This is a genomic window from Neisseria sp. HMSC069H12, from assembly GCF_001812735.1.
GTDB classification, from domain to species: Bacteria; Pseudomonadota; Gammaproteobacteria; order Burkholderiales; family Neisseriaceae; genus Neisseria; species Neisseria subflava.
The window spans coordinates 1-16,284 of the sequence record NZ_KV810246.1 but is presented as its reverse complement, the minus strand read 5'-3'; the positions used below and the strand labels follow the sequence as shown (position 1 = coordinate 16,284).

The 16,284-nt window shown below is 50.2% G+C and carries 12 protein-coding genes; 9 read left to right on the top strand and 3 right to left on the bottom strand.

The window, feature by feature from the left end; all coding sequences use genetic code 11:
* Nucleotides 1–129 precede the first annotated feature (129 nt).
* The gene (locus HMPREF2872_RS02400) at nucleotides 130–1,524 is read left to right on the top strand and encodes a DEAD/DEAH box helicase (protein ID WP_141752834.1); all 1,395 of its coding nucleotides are present in this window, start codon (nucleotides 130–132) and stop codon (nucleotides 1,522–1,524) included.
* 180 nt (nucleotides 1,525–1,704) lie between these two features.
* Here HMPREF2872_RS02400 and acnB read toward each other — a convergent pair whose 3' ends face one another.
* Nucleotides 1,705–4,290, bottom strand: a complete 2,586-nt coding sequence (gene acnB, locus HMPREF2872_RS02395) for a bifunctional aconitate hydratase 2/2-methylisocitrate dehydratase (RefSeq protein WP_070630933.1) — start codon at nucleotides 4,288–4,290, stop codon at nucleotides 1,705–1,707.
* A gap of 200 nt (nucleotides 4,291–4,490) precedes the next feature.
* Nucleotides 4,491–5,528 (bottom strand): sensor histidine kinase, encoded by a 1,038-nt coding sequence (locus HMPREF2872_RS02390; RefSeq protein ID WP_049329839.1) that lies wholly within the window; start codon nucleotides 5,526–5,528, stop codon nucleotides 4,491–4,493.
* Nucleotides 5,529–5,621: 93 nt separating this feature from the next.
* Between HMPREF2872_RS02390 and argH the strand changes: the two genes are divergently transcribed.
* Nucleotides 5,622–7,001, top strand: a complete 1,380-nt coding sequence (gene argH, locus HMPREF2872_RS02385) for an argininosuccinate lyase (RefSeq protein WP_070630932.1) — start codon at nucleotides 5,622–5,624, stop codon at nucleotides 6,999–7,001.
* Nucleotides 7,002–7,168: 167 nt separating this feature from the next.
* On the top strand, nucleotides 7,169–7,693 hold the full coding sequence (locus HMPREF2872_RS02380; RefSeq protein WP_070630930.1) for a hypothetical protein: 525 nt from the start codon (nucleotides 7,169–7,171) through the stop codon (nucleotides 7,691–7,693).
* Nucleotides 7,694–7,743: 50 nt separating this feature from the next.
* On the opposite strand, the gene fumC is transcribed toward HMPREF2872_RS02380, so the two are convergent.
* Nucleotides 7,744–9,132, bottom strand: a complete 1,389-nt coding sequence (gene fumC / locus HMPREF2872_RS02375) for a class II fumarate hydratase (protein WP_070630927.1) — start codon at nucleotides 9,130–9,132, stop codon at nucleotides 7,744–7,746.
* A gap of 324 nt (nucleotides 9,133–9,456) precedes the next feature.
* On the opposite strand from fumC, the gene HMPREF2872_RS02370 reads away from it, so the two are divergent.
* The 6 genes from HMPREF2872_RS02370 to HMPREF2872_RS02345 form a co-directional block, all read left to right on the top strand.
* The gene (locus tag HMPREF2872_RS02370; RefSeq protein ID WP_070630925.1) at nucleotides 9,457–11,376 is read left to right on the top strand and encodes a TonB-dependent receptor; all 1,920 of its coding nucleotides are present in this window, start codon (nucleotides 9,457–9,459) and stop codon (nucleotides 11,374–11,376) included.
* Nucleotides 11,377–11,433: 57 nt separating this feature from the next.
* A complete protein-coding gene (locus HMPREF2872_RS02365) occupies nucleotides 11,434–12,411 on the top strand; it encodes an ABC transporter substrate-binding protein (protein WP_070630924.1) in 978 nt (325 codons plus the stop codon).
* Between the two features lie 380 nt (nucleotides 12,412–12,791).
* A complete protein-coding gene (locus HMPREF2872_RS02360) occupies nucleotides 12,792–13,622 on the top strand; it encodes a hypothetical protein (protein WP_070630921.1) in 831 nt (276 codons plus the stop codon).
* 29 nt (nucleotides 13,623–13,651) lie between these two features.
* Complete coding sequence (locus tag HMPREF2872_RS02355; RefSeq protein WP_070630919.1) at nucleotides 13,652–14,713, top strand: hypothetical protein; 1,062 nt, start codon at nucleotides 13,652–13,654, stop codon at nucleotides 14,711–14,713.
* Between the two features lie 91 nt (nucleotides 14,714–14,804).
* A complete protein-coding gene (locus HMPREF2872_RS02350; RefSeq protein WP_070630917.1) occupies nucleotides 14,805–15,602 on the top strand; it encodes an ABC transporter permease in 798 nt (265 codons plus the stop codon).
* On the top strand, nucleotides 15,602–16,284 hold a 683-nt coding region (locus HMPREF2872_RS02345; protein WP_210398836.1), incomplete at its 3' end, for an ATP-binding cassette domain-containing protein. The genes HMPREF2872_RS02350 and HMPREF2872_RS02345, both read left to right, overlap by 1 nt.

The following is a 16,284-nucleotide window of genomic DNA, read 5'->3' as shown; positions in this document are numbered from 1 at the left end:
TTGACGGATTATTCCGCTCCCCATTTTTTTCAAACCGCAGAATCAACATCATACTGCGGTTTGTCCATTTCAGAATCAGATTTTTCAGACGGCCTATCATTCAAAAGGCCGTCTGAACAGAAAGCCACCATCATGAATCCTTTCTCTTCACTCGGTTTAGGCAGCGAATTAGTCTCTGCCCTGACCGATCAGGGTTATGAAAACCCGACGCCTATCCAAGCAGCAGCGATTCCCAAAGCCTTGGCAGGACACGACCTTTTGGCCGCGGCACAAACCGGCACAGGGAAAACCGCCGCCTTTATGCTGCCCAGCCTCGAACGCCTGAAACGCTACGCCACATCCAGCACCTCTCCTGCCATGCACCCTGTCCGCATGTTGGTATTGACCCCAACCCGCGAACTGGCTGATCAAATTGACCAAAACGTACAGGCATACATTAAAAATCTTCCTTTGTGCCACACCGTTCTCTTCGGAGGCGTCAATATGGATAAACAAACTGCCGACTTGCGCACCGGTTGCGAAATCGTTGTCGCGACGGTTGGCCGACTGCTTGACCACGTCAAGCAAAAAAACATCAATTTAAACAAAGTTGAAATCGTCGTACTCGACGAAGCCGACCGTATGCTTGATATGGGTTTCATCGACGATATCCGCAAAATCATGCAGATGTTGCCCAAACAGCGACAAACCCTGCTTTTCTCCGCCACTTTTTCACCACCTATCCGCAAGCTTGCGCAAGATTTTATGCACACGCCCGAAATGGTTGAAGTGGCTGCGCAAAACACCACCAACGCCAATGTCGAGCAACACATCATTGCCGTTGATGCACTCAAAAAACGCAACCTGCTCGAACGTCTGATTGTTGATTTGCATATGAATCAAGTCATTGTATTCTGCAAAACCAAACAAAGCGTCGATCAAGTTACCCGCGACCTCGTTCGTCGCAACATTGCCGCGCAATCCATCCACGGCGACAAATCCCAACAAAGCCGACTGGAAACCCTCAACGCCTTTAAAGAAGGTACATTACGCGTTTTGGTTGCCACGGACGTTGCCGCGCGCGGTCTGGATATTGCCGAGTTGCCTTTCGTCATCAACTACGAGCTGCCAACCCAACCTGAAGACTACGTCCACCGCATCGGACGTACCGGCCGGGCCGGTGCCGACGGCGTTGCCATTTCCTTGATGGATAAAACCGAACAGAAAATGTTTGAAGCCATTAAAGAGCTGATCGGCAGCGATTTGAATGTGGAACGCATCGAAGGCTTTGAGCCGCATTGGTGGGGCAACGACAATCAAGATGAAGCCGAAGCACAACCGGTTCAGCACAACGACAGCCGATCTCGCCGCGATGATAGAAACAAACGCAACGAATACTCGAATAAATCAGACAAAAACTCGAAAAAAGTAGAAGAGAAAAACGATCCGGGTATTGTCTGCGGTAAAATTGCCGGCAGAACACGCCGCAGCCGTCACGAGCGTCAGCCTTGCGCCCTGCTCCAACCTGGTTTTGGCGTAAAGTAAACAACGCTGATTAATCGGTTTTCTGATTATTTATCCTAAGCAAAGGCCATCTGAAACTTATCTTTTAAACGGCCTTTTATTGAACTAAAAATAAAAAGGACGTGATGAACGCGTCCTTTTTTCCGTTTCAGACGGCCTTTATTATTTAAGGCCGTCTGAAAATCGGTTTACCTTGTTACATTAAACATTCACGGTTTCGGCTACTTCGTTGTAGCTGTCGATTTCGTTGAAGTTCATGTAGCGGTAGATTTGGTCACCCTGCTCGTTGATAATACCGATATTAGCTTGATATTCTTCAACAGTCGGGATTTTACCCAGTTTGGAGCAGATTGCCGCCAACTCAGCCGAGCCGAGGTAAACGAAGGTGTTTTTACCCAAGCGGTTCGGGAAGTTGCGGGTAGAGGTGGACATGACGGTTGCGCCTTCGTGTACTTGGGCTTGGTTACCCATACACAATGAACAGCCCGGCATTTCCATACGCGCGCCGGCACGACCGAGTACGCCGTAGTGGCCTTCGTCGGACAACTCTTTCGCATCCATTTTGGTCGGCGGTGCCATCCACAGGCGGACGGGGATGTCGGACTTGCCTTCCAAGAGTTTGGAGGCGGCGCGGAAGTGGCCGATGTTGGTCATGCACGAACCGATGAACACTTCGTCAATTTTGGTGCCGGAGCGCTCAGACATGAAGCACACGTCGTCAGGATCGTTCGGACAGGCGATAATCGGCTCTTTAATGTCGTCCATGTTGATTTCAATCACGGCGGCGTATTCGGCATCTTTATCCGCTTCGAGCAATTCAGGATTTGCCAACCATGCTTCCATGGCTTTGATGCGGCGTTCCAAAGTGCGCGGATCTTTATAGCCGTCAGCAATCATGTTTTTCATCAACACGACGTTGGATTTCATGTACTCGATAATCGGCTCTTTGTTGAGCTTCACGGTACAGCCTGCAGCAGAACGTTCGGCAGACGCGTCAGTCAATTCAAAGGCTTGTTCCACTTTCAAATCAGGCAGGCCTTCGATTTCGAGGATGCGGCCGGAGAAGATGTTTTTCTTACCGGCTTTGGCAACAGTCAGCAAACCTTGTTTAATCGCGTACAACGGAATTGCATTTACCAAGTCACGCAGGGTGACGCCCGGTTGCAGTTTGCCACTGAAGCGTACCAATACAGACTCAGGCATATCAAGCGGCATTACGCCCGTGGCTGCTGCGAAAGCAACCAAGCCGGAACCGGCAGGGAAAGAAATACCGATAGGGAAACGAGTGTGGCTGTCGCCGCCGGTACCGACTGTATCAGGCAACAGCAGACGGTTGAGCCATGAGTGAATCACGCCGTCCCCCGGACGTAGGGATACACCGCCACGGGTCGAGATGAAGGCAGGCAATTCTTTATGGGTTCTTACATCAACAGGTTTCGGATAAGCGGCAGTGTGACAGAAAGACTGCATTACCATATCTGCTGAGAAGCCCAAGCAAGCCAGGTCTTTCAATTCATCGCGAGTCATCGGGCCGGTAGTGTCTTGCGAGCCGACAGTAGTCATGCGTGGTTCGCAGTAAGTACCTGGGCGCACGCCTTTGCCTTCCGGCAAACCGCAGGCACGGCCAACCATTTTTTGGGCCAAGGTGAAACCGGCTTTGCTTTCGGCAGGCGCTTGAGGCAGACGGAATTCGGTAGAAGCAGGCAGTTTCAGTGCTTCGCGTGCTTTGGCAGTCAGGCCGCGACCGATAATCAGGTTGATACGGCCACCGGCTTGCACTTCGTCCAGCAATACTTGAGATTTCAGGCTGAACTCGGCAACGGTTTCGCCGTTTTTCACGATTTTGCCTTCATAAGGCAGGATATCGACGACATCGCCCATTTTCAGAGCAGATACATCAACTTCAATCGGCAATGCACCGGAGTCTTCTTGAGTATTGAAGAAAATCGGCGCAATTTTACCACCCAAGCAGACGCCGCCGAAGCGTTTGTTCGGTACGAACGGAATATCTTCGCCGGTATGCCAAATGACGGAGTTGGTAGCAGATTTGCGTGAAGAACCGGTACCGACCACATCGCCAACGTAAGCAACCGGATGGCCTTTGGCTTTGAGTTCTTCCAACAATTTAATCGGACCGACTTCGCCCGGTTTGTCAGGATTGATGCCGTCGCGCGGGTTTTTCAACATCGCCAGCGCGTGCAGAGGTATATCAGGACGGCTCCATGCGTCAGGTGCAGGAGAGAGATCGTCTGTATTGGTTTCACCGTCGACTTTGAAGACGGTAACGGTGATTTTTTCGGGAACTTTGGCGCGTGAAGTAAACCATTCGGCATCTGCCCAAGATTGCAAAACTTCCTGCGCGTATTTGTTGCCTTTCTCGGCTTTTTCCTGAACGTCATGGAAAGAATCGAACATCAGAAGCGTATGTTTCAAACCTTTGGCGGCAATAGGCGCAAGTTTGTCGTCGTCCAAGAGTTCGATTAAGGCGTGAATGTTGTAACCGCCGAGCATCGTACCTAAGAGTTCGGTCGCATCTTCGGGGGAAACCAACGGACTGGATGCGCTGCCTTCGGCAACGGCTGCCAAAAATGAGGCTTTAACTTTGGCGGCATCGTCCACACCGGGTGGTACGCGGTGAGCAAGCAGTTCGACCAAGAACTCGCCTTCGCCTGCGGGCGGGTTTTTCAGCAGCTCGACCAAATCGGCGGTTTGCTGCGCGTTCAAAGGGAGGGGTGGGATACCGAGGGCGGCGCGCTCGGAGACGGCTTTGCGATAGGCTTCTAACATCTCTTTGTTCCTTTTTCTGTTTTTTCTTCTGGGTAATTGCAAATGATTTGCAATTAAAGATTGTAAACAATCCTTTTAAGCATCATAGACCAGTTTTCAAAAAATGGGAACAGTTATGTTACTGAATGTAATAAATTTAAACTATTTTATTTAATGTGTTAATAGTCTAACCTATCTAAAGTCACCCTCTTCTATGCGGTTTAGCCAAACAGACGGGAAACTTCGGCTGATTTTTTACGGTACGGCAATATGATTTCAACGCGGAACAGGCCGTCTGATTGAATGTTTCTGATTTTCGCGTCGGTGTCATACATCAAAGTCAGACGCTCTTTCAGATTGCGTAAGGCCATAGAATTGCCTTTATGCGGCTTGGTATTTTCATTAGGTTCTTTTCCACACGGATTTTCGATACTGATGAAAATAGATGATTTTTCCAATTTTGTTAATACTGTAATTATCCCTGGGCGGTGGCTGGATTCGACACCATGGAATACAGCATTTTCCAAAAGCGGTTGCAGCAGCAGATGCGGCGTTTCCGCATCGTCGGGTGCATGGTGCTGCCACATAACCTGTACACGCATATGTCCCATGCGGATTTGCTCGATGGCAATATATTCCTGCGCCCACTCGATTTCCTGCCCCAAGGTGCTGTTTTGACTACCGTCGCGCAGTTGTGCGCGGAACAGGTTGGCTAGATTCTCCAGCAAAGTTTCCGCATCATACGGACGCAGACGGATTAAGCTGATGGCGGCATTCAGGCTGTTAAACAAGAAATGCGGACGGATACGCGCCGTCAACGCACTCAATCTGGCTTCGGAAATAGAAGGCGCAAGGCTGTTGCGGCGGGCCGCTTCGATGTACATGAAACTGAAACAAAAAAAGGTCAGCAAGAAGAAGTGCTGAATCAACGACCAAATATCTGTCTTCAAAATTACTAAATCGACAAACAAGAAAATCAGCAGGTTGGAGACGTAGGAAACCACAACGCTGTACTGCGAGCGAAGCAGGGACGGCGCAAATGCCTGTAAGAAATAGACCTTAAGTAAAATTAAAAGGATGACGGGGCAAGCCCATGAAAAATGTTGGAAAATCTGTTCCGGATAAGGCACGCCCGATACCGTCATCAACGGAAAGATAAACAAACTGATTAACAAAATAATGAGCAGGCGCACCAAAGTTGCGGAATTGCGCAAATCCGGCACTGCGAAATTCTGGTTTATTTGACGTATAATAGACATGATTTCAACCGTTTTCTTTCATAATGTATAGACGGGTCTGCTATATTGAAGACGTAGACCCTGTTTTTTTATTTATATTTTAAGGATGCTGATATGAGCAAGGACAAAACCTGGTCAGGCCGTTTTAACGAACCTGTTTCCGAGCTGGTCAAAAAATATACCGGCTCGATTGATTTTGACAAACGACTGGCAGAATGGGACATCCAAGGCTCGCTGGCACACGCGCAAATGCTGACACAGTCGGGCGTTTTGAGCGAAGACGACCTCTCCGCCATCCATCAGGGCATGGCCGAGATTATAGCAGAAATCAAAGAAGGAACGATTTCCTGGTCGCTGGATTTGGAAGATGTCCACATGAACATCGAACGCCGTCTCACCGACAAAATCGGCGATGCGGGCAAGCGCCTGCATACCGGCCGCAGCCGCAACGACCAAGTCGCCACCGACATCCGCCTGTGGCTGCGTGATCAGATTACCGTTATTCAAGACCTGATTCGAAGCCTTCAGACGGCCTTAGTCGATTTGGCGGAACAAAATGCCGAAACCGTTATGCCCGGTTTTACCCACCTGCAAGTTGCCCAGCCGGTCAGCTTCGGGCATCACATGCTCGCCTATGTTGAAATGCTCGGCCGCGATTTCGAGCGCATGGCCGACTGCCGCAAACGCGTCAACCGTATGCCGCTCGGCACCGCCGCCCTTGCCGGTACCACCTACCCGATTCAACGCGAAATTACCGCCGAGCTGTTGGGTTTCGAACAAATCTGCCAAAATTCGCTCGATGCCGTATCTGACCGCGATTTTGCCATTGAGTTCACGGCTGCCGCTTCCCTGATTATGGTTCACCTGAGCCGCCTTTCCGAAGAATTGATTTTGTGGATGAGCCCGCGTTTCGGCTTTATCGATATTGCCGACCGTTTCTGCACCGGCTCGTCCATCATGCCGCAAAAGAAAAACCCCGACGTGCCCGAACTCGTGCGTGGCAAATCCGGTCGCGTGATTGGCCACCTGATCGGCCTGGTTACCCTGATGAAATCGCAACCTTTGGCATACAACAAAGACAATCAGGAAGACAAAGAGCCTTTGTTTGACACTGCCGACACGCTTATCGACACCCTGCGCATTTACGCCGACATGATGCGCGGCGTAACCGTCAAACCCGACAATATGCGCGCTGCCGTGATGCAGGGTTTTGCAACGGCTACCGACTTGGCGGATTACTTGGTGAAAAAAGGCATGCCTTTCCGCGACAGCCACGAAGTTGTTGCCCAAGCCGTGCGCCATGCCGATGAAGCTGGCGTTGATTTGAGCGAATTGCCGCTTGAAGTCCTGCAAGGTTTCAGCGGTTTGATTGCCGACGATGTTTACAGCGTGCTGACACCCGAAGGCAGCTTAAACGCACGTAACCACTTGGGCGGCACCGCGCCTGAACAAGTCCGTTTCCAAATTAAACGCTGGCGTGAATTGTTGGCTTAAACCCATCTAAACACACAATAAAAGGCCGTCCGAAAATTTTTAGACGGCCTTTTGATTACCTGTGTTACACTCAACCTCACAATAAAAACTGATAAAACCTAAACTTACCTTCAAACGAGAAAACACGCCTCCTGACTTTGCCGCCCATTCAAACAAAAGGAGCGAGGATGAAAAACATTGTCTTAAAATTGGTCATGATCTGCCTATGCTGCGGATGCTATGCCGTATTCGTCGCCTGGGAAAATGGTGGATTCAGCCAGCTCCATGATTTTCAAGCAATAGAGAGCAACGGCATGAGCATATACCTTCATCAAACCTCCTCCGCAGCCATGCAGGCTGAAAAAAGCGAGCTGTCGATTTTGCAAAACAACCAAAACAGCTTGGCCTCTTGCGTCGGCATTGAATCTTTATGCGAACACGCCAAGCCGGGCATCTGGGTTGAACATGCCAAATTCTTACAACACAAGGACACGGGCAAATTATTGGTACTTTCGTTGGACTATTTGGAAAACAATGACACTGCAAAAACCCTACACAACCGCTATACTGCATCGCTCCTACCCCAAGCAGACAAAACGGAGGCGTGGCATTACGCCTGGCGTACATTTCTGAGCTCAATAATATTTCTAATGGGCATCAATCTGCTGCCAATGATTTTTACCCTATTTGAGGAAAAGACAAGCGAAGCATAAAAACATGCCGTCTGAAAACATTTTCAGACGGCATGTTTCATTATTAAAGCTTAACGCGGATGAACCATATCGGCAGGAACAACCAATTCGTCAAACTCTTCGCCTGTCAACAAGCCCAGTTCAATGGCGGTTTCGCGCAACGATTTATCGTTTTTATAGGCGGTTTTGGCGACTTTGGCGGCGTTTTCGTAGCCGATTTTGCGGTTCAGCGCGGTAACGAGCATCAGGGAATGGTGCAGGAAATAGTCGATTTTTTCCGGTACGGGTTCGATGCCCTCGGCGCAGTTTTCGTTGAAGCTGTTGCACGCGTCGCCCAAGAGGCGGATGGATTGCAAGAGGTTGTAGGCGATGACGGGCATATAGACGTTCAGCTCGAAATTACCCGACGCGCCCGCCATGCCGATGGTAACGTCGTTGCCGAACACTTGGCAGCACACCATGGTCATCGCCTCGCATTGGGTCGGATTGACTTTGCCCGGCATGATGGACGAACCCGGCTCGTTTTCGGGGATTTTGATTTCGCCCAAACCGCAGCGCGGGCCGCTTGCCAGCCAGCGGATGTCGTTGGCGATTTTGTTCAGGCTTGCCGCCAGCGTTTTCAGTGCGCCCGAAGCGGCAACAGCGGCATCGCGTCCACCCAAGGCTTCAAATTTGTTCGGCGCGCTGACAAACGGCAGGCCGGACAGTTCGGCGAGTTTGGCGGCGGCTTTTTCGGCGTATTCGGGATGGCTGTTCAAACCCGTGCCGACCGCTGTGCCGCCCAAAGCGAGTTCGTACAAACCTTTGAGTGCGTCGTTCAGACGGCCTAAGCCGTGGTCGAGCTGGGAAACGTAGCCGGAAAACTCTTGCCCTAAAGTCAGCGGCGTCGCGTCCTGCAAATGAGTGCGGCCGATTTTGACGATGGGGGCAAATTCTTTGGCTTTTTTGTCCAACGTGTCGCGCAGGGCTTTTACTGCCGGAATAAGGTGGCGGTTGATTTCAATCGCGGCGGCAACGTGGATGGCGGTCGGGAACGCGTCGTTGGTCGATTGCGCGTGGTTCACATGGTCGTTGGGATGGACGGGCTGGTAGGCCGCCAAACCCGTACCGGCGATTTCGTTGGCGCGGTTCGCCAGCACTTCGTTCATGTTCATATTGGACTGCGTGCCGGAGCCGGTCTGCCAAACCACTAAAGGGAACTGCCCGTCGAGCTTGCCGTTCAACACGTCGTCCGCTGCCTGCGTAATCAAATCCGCTTGTTCGGGCTTAATCCTGCCGAGGGAAACATTGGTGGCTGCGGCGGCTTTTTTCACCAGCGCCAAAGCATAAATCAGCGGCTGCGGCAGGGTTTCGCCGCCGATTTTGAAATTGTTGCGGCTGCGCTGGGTCTGCGCGCCCCAATAGGCTTCGGACGGGACTTCGACATTGCCCATGGTGTCGTGTTCGGTACGGGTGCTCATGCGTTTCTCCTACATTCAAACAGAAATAATAATGATTCGTAAAATTATTATAACCAGCAATAGGCCGTCTGAAAAGAGAGATATTTTTTCAGACGGCCTATCTGCTTTATAAACGGAAAACACAAACGCAAGATGGAATCCAAATACAAACCTCGCTAACACTCCTCTCTTCTAAAAGTTTTTAGCCCGTATCGGCTTGTGTTCAAGGCTAAAGCTTTCCTTACCGACAATAAAGTTTTTTTCAGCTTCAGACACTTTATCGTTTCTTTACTTTGCTTCTCTCTAAGAGCATAATAAATAAAAATGATTATCAGGATATGAATCATGAAACAAAACCATTTGATTTGCTTGTTAATGAGCAGTTTTGCCGCCGCAAACGGCTTTGCCGAAACCTTGGCAGACCCTGACGAAATCCAGCCTGTCAAAACCTTCTCCCCGCCCAAACCGATTGCACCGACCGCAGCTCAGGGCTACTTCCCCGAAAACCAATTCGACCGCACCGACCGCAGCGATCATTACTTTGTTACCGAAAACATAGACCAAGCCTTCCGCCCGTTGAAGGCAAACAGCAACTTTTACGGCAAAAGCTTTTACAACTCCGTTACCGCGCAAGCACGCGGGGCGAAGGTGTACGGCGTAGCCAACCTCAATCACACCAAAGCCAACGGCTATAAAAACGGCGACGGCAACCAGACCGATTGGAAATACAGCCGTTTTAATCAAGCTTTGGTACTCGGTTTCGTGCCGTCTGAAAATCAGGAATACCGCCTTACTTATCTGCACGACGACATCAATAACGACCGCCAGCCGCAGTTCGTCAACGACGCATTGGACACCGAACGCCACATCGCCAAACTCAACGCGCGTTGGGGCAATGCCGATTTGAGCAATACTGTCAGCGCGGAAGCAGGCATCATCAAACTCAAACGCCGCGCCGACAATTACTCCCTGCGCCAAAACAACACACCGCAGCAAGTGTTCGTAGAGCTTGACCGCAAAGTGTACGACTTCTCGCTCAAACACGACGCGGATTTCGGCAAGTTCCACAACAATGCCGCCGTCAGCTACCGCAACGACAGCCAAAACGGCGAGCGCAACACCCACACCGCCATGCGAGACTTCCTCAACGGCTACCGTTTCGCCGATGTGCACATTGACCGCTGGCGCATTGCCGATACCTTGTCTTACAAGTTTGACGACCGACACAAACTGGGCTTGGGTTTGAGCTACGAATTCAACGAAGCGGACGTTCGCAAAAATACGGCGCAACCCGCTCATCCGATAAACCGCAATCTCGCCTTCGCCTCATCGCAACAAATCTGGAAAACCCATTACGGCTACGACTTCAACGGCAAAGTGCGCCGTCATGCCTTCTCAGGCGAACTCAAATACGATTTCACGCCGTCTGAAACGCAAAAATACAGTGTCTCCCTTGCTCACTTAGAACGAATCGGCGACAACACCGAACGCTTTAACTCACTTGCCGCCATCGTGCAAAACCGCATGAACGGCGCGTTGATGAACCAAAATCCAGCCGCCGCCATCGCAGGCAATCCCCTGCTGAAAACCGAAAAACACAACCGCATCAAGCTTACCGCCGACAGCCGCAACGACTACTACAACGGCTACATGAACTCGTTGGCAGGCGCGGGCTGGAACATAGGCGGCACGCTTGTGGCGGACAAAGTCAAAGACCTGATTATTTTTGACCGCGCACGCGGACAAAGCGGTATTTCATCCAAAGGCGGCGGCATCATCACACGCAACGTGGACGCGCGATTATTTACCGCGCAGGCCTACGCGCGTTACAACTTCAATCCGCATTGGGCGGCAGGCATCAAAGCCACCTACAACTACGGACACAACGAAACCGACGGCAGGCCGCTCTATCAAATCCGTCCGTTTGAAGCCGCCGTCCAAGCCGACTACAAAAACTACTTTGCCCACGGCAGCTACAACATCGGTACCGCAACACGCTTTGTCGCCAAACAAACGCGCGGCGATTTTGACGCGGCAAGCGGTCTGGGCATAGATAAACGCGAAGCCGCCAAAGGCTTTACCGTTGCTGACGTGTATGCCGGCGTGAACATTAAAGACAAATACGGCTTGCGCTTGGGCGTGAACAACGTGTTCAACAAAAAATACGCCGAACACATCAGCGGCGACCACGTCCTCGCCCTGTCACCCAGCGTAGTGTATGCACCGGGAAGGACATATTGGCTGAGTTTGCACGCGGCGTTTTAAAATCAGGCCGTCTGAAAGAATGCCTACACTGGCTTATTAAGAATTAGGAGATAAAAAATGGATATGAAAAGACGTGATTTCTTAAAAATGACCGCCGCGCTGGCAGCGGCAGGCGTTTCGCCTTCATTGTTGGCAGCCGGTAAAGAACAATTTACCGTGTACGGCGCGCCGGCAATGCCCAGCGTTACCATCGCAGTAGCGGCGTTGCAAGGCAAGCTGGCGAAACAGGCGGATGTATCGCTGAAAATCTGGCGTTCGCCCGACCAACTGCGCGCGGGCGTAGCAAGCGGACAATTCAAAGTGATGATGAGTCCGAGCAATGTCGGCGTAAACCTGCGCAACCAAGGGCAGAAAGTCGGCATGGTCAATATTTTGACCAATGGCATCACGCAGCTGATGTGCAAAGGCAGCGCGATTGCCTCGCCGCAGGATTTGGTCGGCAAAAAAATCCTCGTGCCGTTTAAAAACGACATGCCCGACATCGTGCTGCAAGCCTTGTTGAAAAAACTGAAAATCGACGCACACAAAGTCGGCATCACTTACACCGCCACGCCGCCCGAAGCAGTCGGACTGTTTTTGAGCAAGGACTACCACGCCGCCATCCTGCCCGAACCGATGGCAACCGCCAGCCTACTTAAAGGCAAAACCATGGGCGTAACCGTCGTGCGTGGTTTTGACTTAGTAAAAGCATGGGGACAGGCGTTTGACACCAAACCGCTGATTCCGATGGCGGGCATCATCGCCAACGAAGAATATTTCCACGCACACAAGGCGCAGTTCGACATTTTCCATCAGGATTTGAAAAACGCGCTCAACTGGATACTTGCCAATCGCCAAAGCGCCGCGAAAATCGGCAAAAACTACCTCCCCGCCCCCGAACCCGCCCTAGTCATGGGCTTGGACGGCGCACGGCTGACGGTAACCAAAGGCAGCGAAGTGAAGAATGAGATTTTGAAGTTTTACGAAATCCTGATGCAGTTCAACCCAAAACTTCTGGGCGGCAAGCTGCCGGATAACGGGTTCTTCTTGGCTTAAAAGAGGATAGAGGCCGTCTGAAAATAGTGGAGTAGCCATGAAATCTGACTTGTCATTTTCAGATGGCCTATCAGATAATAATTAGAACAGTACACAAAAAGCCGTTATTCGCACACAGGCGGGAATCTAGCCCCCGATATTGCAGGAATATTTTAAAATTACAGCAACGTCAAACTTCTAGATTCCCTTCTGTGCGCGAATAACGATAGGTGGTAACAGCGGATTGGGTTGCCAAAACTAGAAACCGTTGAATTACCTGAAATGTCAGGACATAGCCCAACTTACGTTTACTACAATTTTTGTAAATAAACCCCAAATTTTCTGATTATAATTTAAGCTATAAAACTTTAACTTTTACAGCAGATGATAAGGAATAGTTGATGAAATATTTTACCGTAAAAAAATTATATGCCGCCTTCTGCCTGTTGCCGTTTTTAATCGCTTGCAATCCGCCCCAAAAAAACGATGCACAGGCTGTATTTGATCAAAAAGAGAGTCGTTACCCTTACCCGCATCATGATACGGTCGGCAATTTCGGCGGTATCCCCATCCGTTTTTCTTCATATATTACTCCCGGCCCTGTTGTCAGTTACGAAGACACGCCGAGTGGTTTGTCGAAGGAATGGGAAACCTATAATCCTCCACCTCGAACCTTAGAATCCCCTCTAACCGGATTTTTAGTTATATGGAACCTGAAAACGGACGAGATTTTCGATTTGCGAAATCAGACGGGATTTGATTATTATGATGCCATGGATTATCCGGAAAACCCTTGGGTGGAGTTCAGCTATCATGCGGATAAAACGCCTTGGTCATTGGACTTTTTGACCAAGAAACTGGAGAGGGATTTAAGGTATAAACCTACTCTTCCAGAATATAGTTTTAAGTCTACGGGTGAAAAACTATACGGATTGGAGGTATATAAACAACTTGAACCTGACACCAATACAAAAACAACTGATACGCTTTTTATAGGCAGGGATAAGAATGGGAACGTAACAACTTATATTTCCTGTTTCGATAACAACAAAAATGAGTCAATTAATCCTCCATGCAGCCACAATTTTCTGTCAGGCAATAATCCGTATATCACATTTGATGCCTCATACAGCAGGTTTTATTTGAAAGACTGGAGGAAAATCGAAAGTCAGTCCAAAAAAATATTGGAAGGTTTTGCTGATAATGCTAAGCACCCAGAACGTAAACTTTAACGTTCATAAAGGAAAAAAAGGAGTTGAAAATGCCTGCAACCATTAGATTAAATGATATTGAGCGCTATCAGAATATGATTAAAACACAAGGAGTACAGGGAGCTATCCGTGTTTACGAAGAACTTTTGTCCAAGGGTTACGACTATGCGGGTTGGGCAAAAGGCGTTGCCAAAGGCGATACTGTAACGGGCGAAGCCGCCATTCTGTTTATGGAGGAAACCTCGGGACGGAAATTCAGTGAAAGTAAGCTGAATGAAATCCGTGTCGATATGGCTAAAGGGTATCTTGATGCATTAACAGTTCAAATGAGCAAAACGGGTCAAACCGATACCGATGTTAAATTTGAAAAAATCCGCGATTTCCATGAGAAAGCGTTCATTAAGCACAAATTGAGCTTGAAGAACTGGACACTTGAAGAGCCTATGCGCCTGCTGGGTAAATATGGACACGGTAAAGCGACGCAGGAAAGAATATGGCGGGATCTTGCCAAGACTCAGGGAGACGGACCGGATGCGATAGCGGCAAGCGTCATGCTATACCTGACCGTTGCTGATTTTGCCAACGGTGCGATTGATGTCGATAAAAACGGCAAGTACTCCCCCAGACCGCAGGCAGTTACGCCTTATTCCCTGCCGATTTACGGATATGAGCACAGTGTCCGTCGCGTTGACGCAGATGACCAAAAGCAAGCATTGGGCTGGCTGAAACATGCGGCACAATGGCGTTCGCTTTCCAAAACGTTTGCAGATGCCCAAGATATTACAGATCAAAAAATCGGTTTGGCAGCGGGAAGCCCTACATTTCAAGGAATTCAGACAGAAGCAGACAATGCCGCAATGTCCGCTTCGACAAGCAGAGTCCAAACAGCGGAGGAAAGGCTTAAGCACCTGATTGACGGACTGAAGAATGATACGGACGGTTCGTTTGCCTTGCAGATGAGGGAAAAGAACAAAGACGTAATTGAAGCATTTAACAAGGAGCTAGAGGAAAGACTTGAAGTAGTCCGACAATCAGAGAAATCCTCTGAATTTCAACAGGATTTGGTGCAACAGGGACAACAGGAACGCTCTCGCGGAATCAGTTTGTCTTAGGAATATCGGATAGGTCGTCTGAGAAGTAGGCAAATATTTTTCAGACGACCTATCATCCCTACACCATTCCCATCAAACCAACACCCAAACCATGATTAAAACCGACAAAATCCGCAAACCGCAGCCTGCGGTGCTTTACATCATCGACTACCTTTGGAGCGGCTTTGCCGGTCTGAGCGTGGCGATGGTGGTGGTAGCGTTGTGGGCGTGGGGCAGTGCCGTGTTCGGCGAGTTTATGCTGCCTGCGCCGGTGGAGGTGTTTCAAAAGTCTTTGGATTTATTGAAACATTTTCAGGAAAACGAAATCGGGATTTCGCTGTGGCGGTCGGTGGTGGGGATTTCGGTTGCGCTGGCAGCGGGATTGGCGGCGGGGCTGGTGGCGGGCAGCTTTAAGACGGCGATGGCGTTGCTCAAGCCTGTGATTACGGTTTTGTTGGCGATGCCGCCGATTATTTGGGTGGTGATGGCGTTGTTTTGGTTCGGATTCGGCAATCCGAGCGTGTTGTTTACCATCATTGTGTTGGTTGCGCCGCTGACGTTTGCGAGTGCGGCGGTCGGAATGGCGAGCGTGAACAGGCAGCATGAGGAATTGTTTGACGCTTATAAATTAGGCCGTCTGAAAAAAATCCGTTATCTGTATATCCCGCATCTGACGGGCTATGTAATTTCCAGCATTGGCGTGGCGGTGGCGATGGGGGTGAAGGTGGTGATTATGGCGGAACTCTTGGGCGCGAGCGAAGGCGTGGGTGCGCGGATTGCGGACGCGAGGGCGATGCTGGAGACTTCGACGGTGATGGCTTATGTGGTGTTGGTTATCGTGTTTGTGTCGCTGTTTGAATACTTGATTACCAAGCCTTTGGAAATTTTGTTTATGCCGTGGAGGAGATGATGCTCAGCCTTGAAAACGTGCGTTTTGAAATTCTCCGCGACCCCATCGTGCGCGATTTCAGTTTGAACCTGCAACATGGTGAAGTGAAAGCCTTGTTCGGGCCGAGCGGCTGCGGCAAGACGACGGTTTTGCGGCTGATTGCGGGCTTGGAAACGCCAAAATCGGGCACGATACGCAATACTTTCCGCAAAACGGGTTTTCTGTTTCAGGAAAACCGCCTGCCGGGAAACTTGACCGCGATGCAGAATATCGCTATTTTTATGGACAAACCCGATGAAGGCGAAATCATCGCGCTGGCGGCGAAAGTCGGGCTGACTGCGGGCGATTTGAACAAATATCCGACCGAATTGTCCGGCGGCATGGCGAAACGGGTGGCGTTTCTGCGCCTGCTGCTGTGCGGCTGCGACCTTGCCTTGCTGGACGAGCCGTTCGTCGGTTTGGACCGCGATTTGCGTGATATTTTGGTCGCCATGCTGGTGGAAAAAATCGAGCGGCAGGGCATGGCGTGTATGCTGGTAACGCACGACCGCTTCGAAGCCGCACGCCTGAGCCATGAAATCATGCTGCTCTCCACTAAGGGCATGAACGTGCAAAACGTGATAACCCTGCCCACGCCGCTGTCCAAACGCGATTCGGCTTTTGAAGAGGCAGTGGTGGCAAGGGAGTTTCAGGGGATTCATTA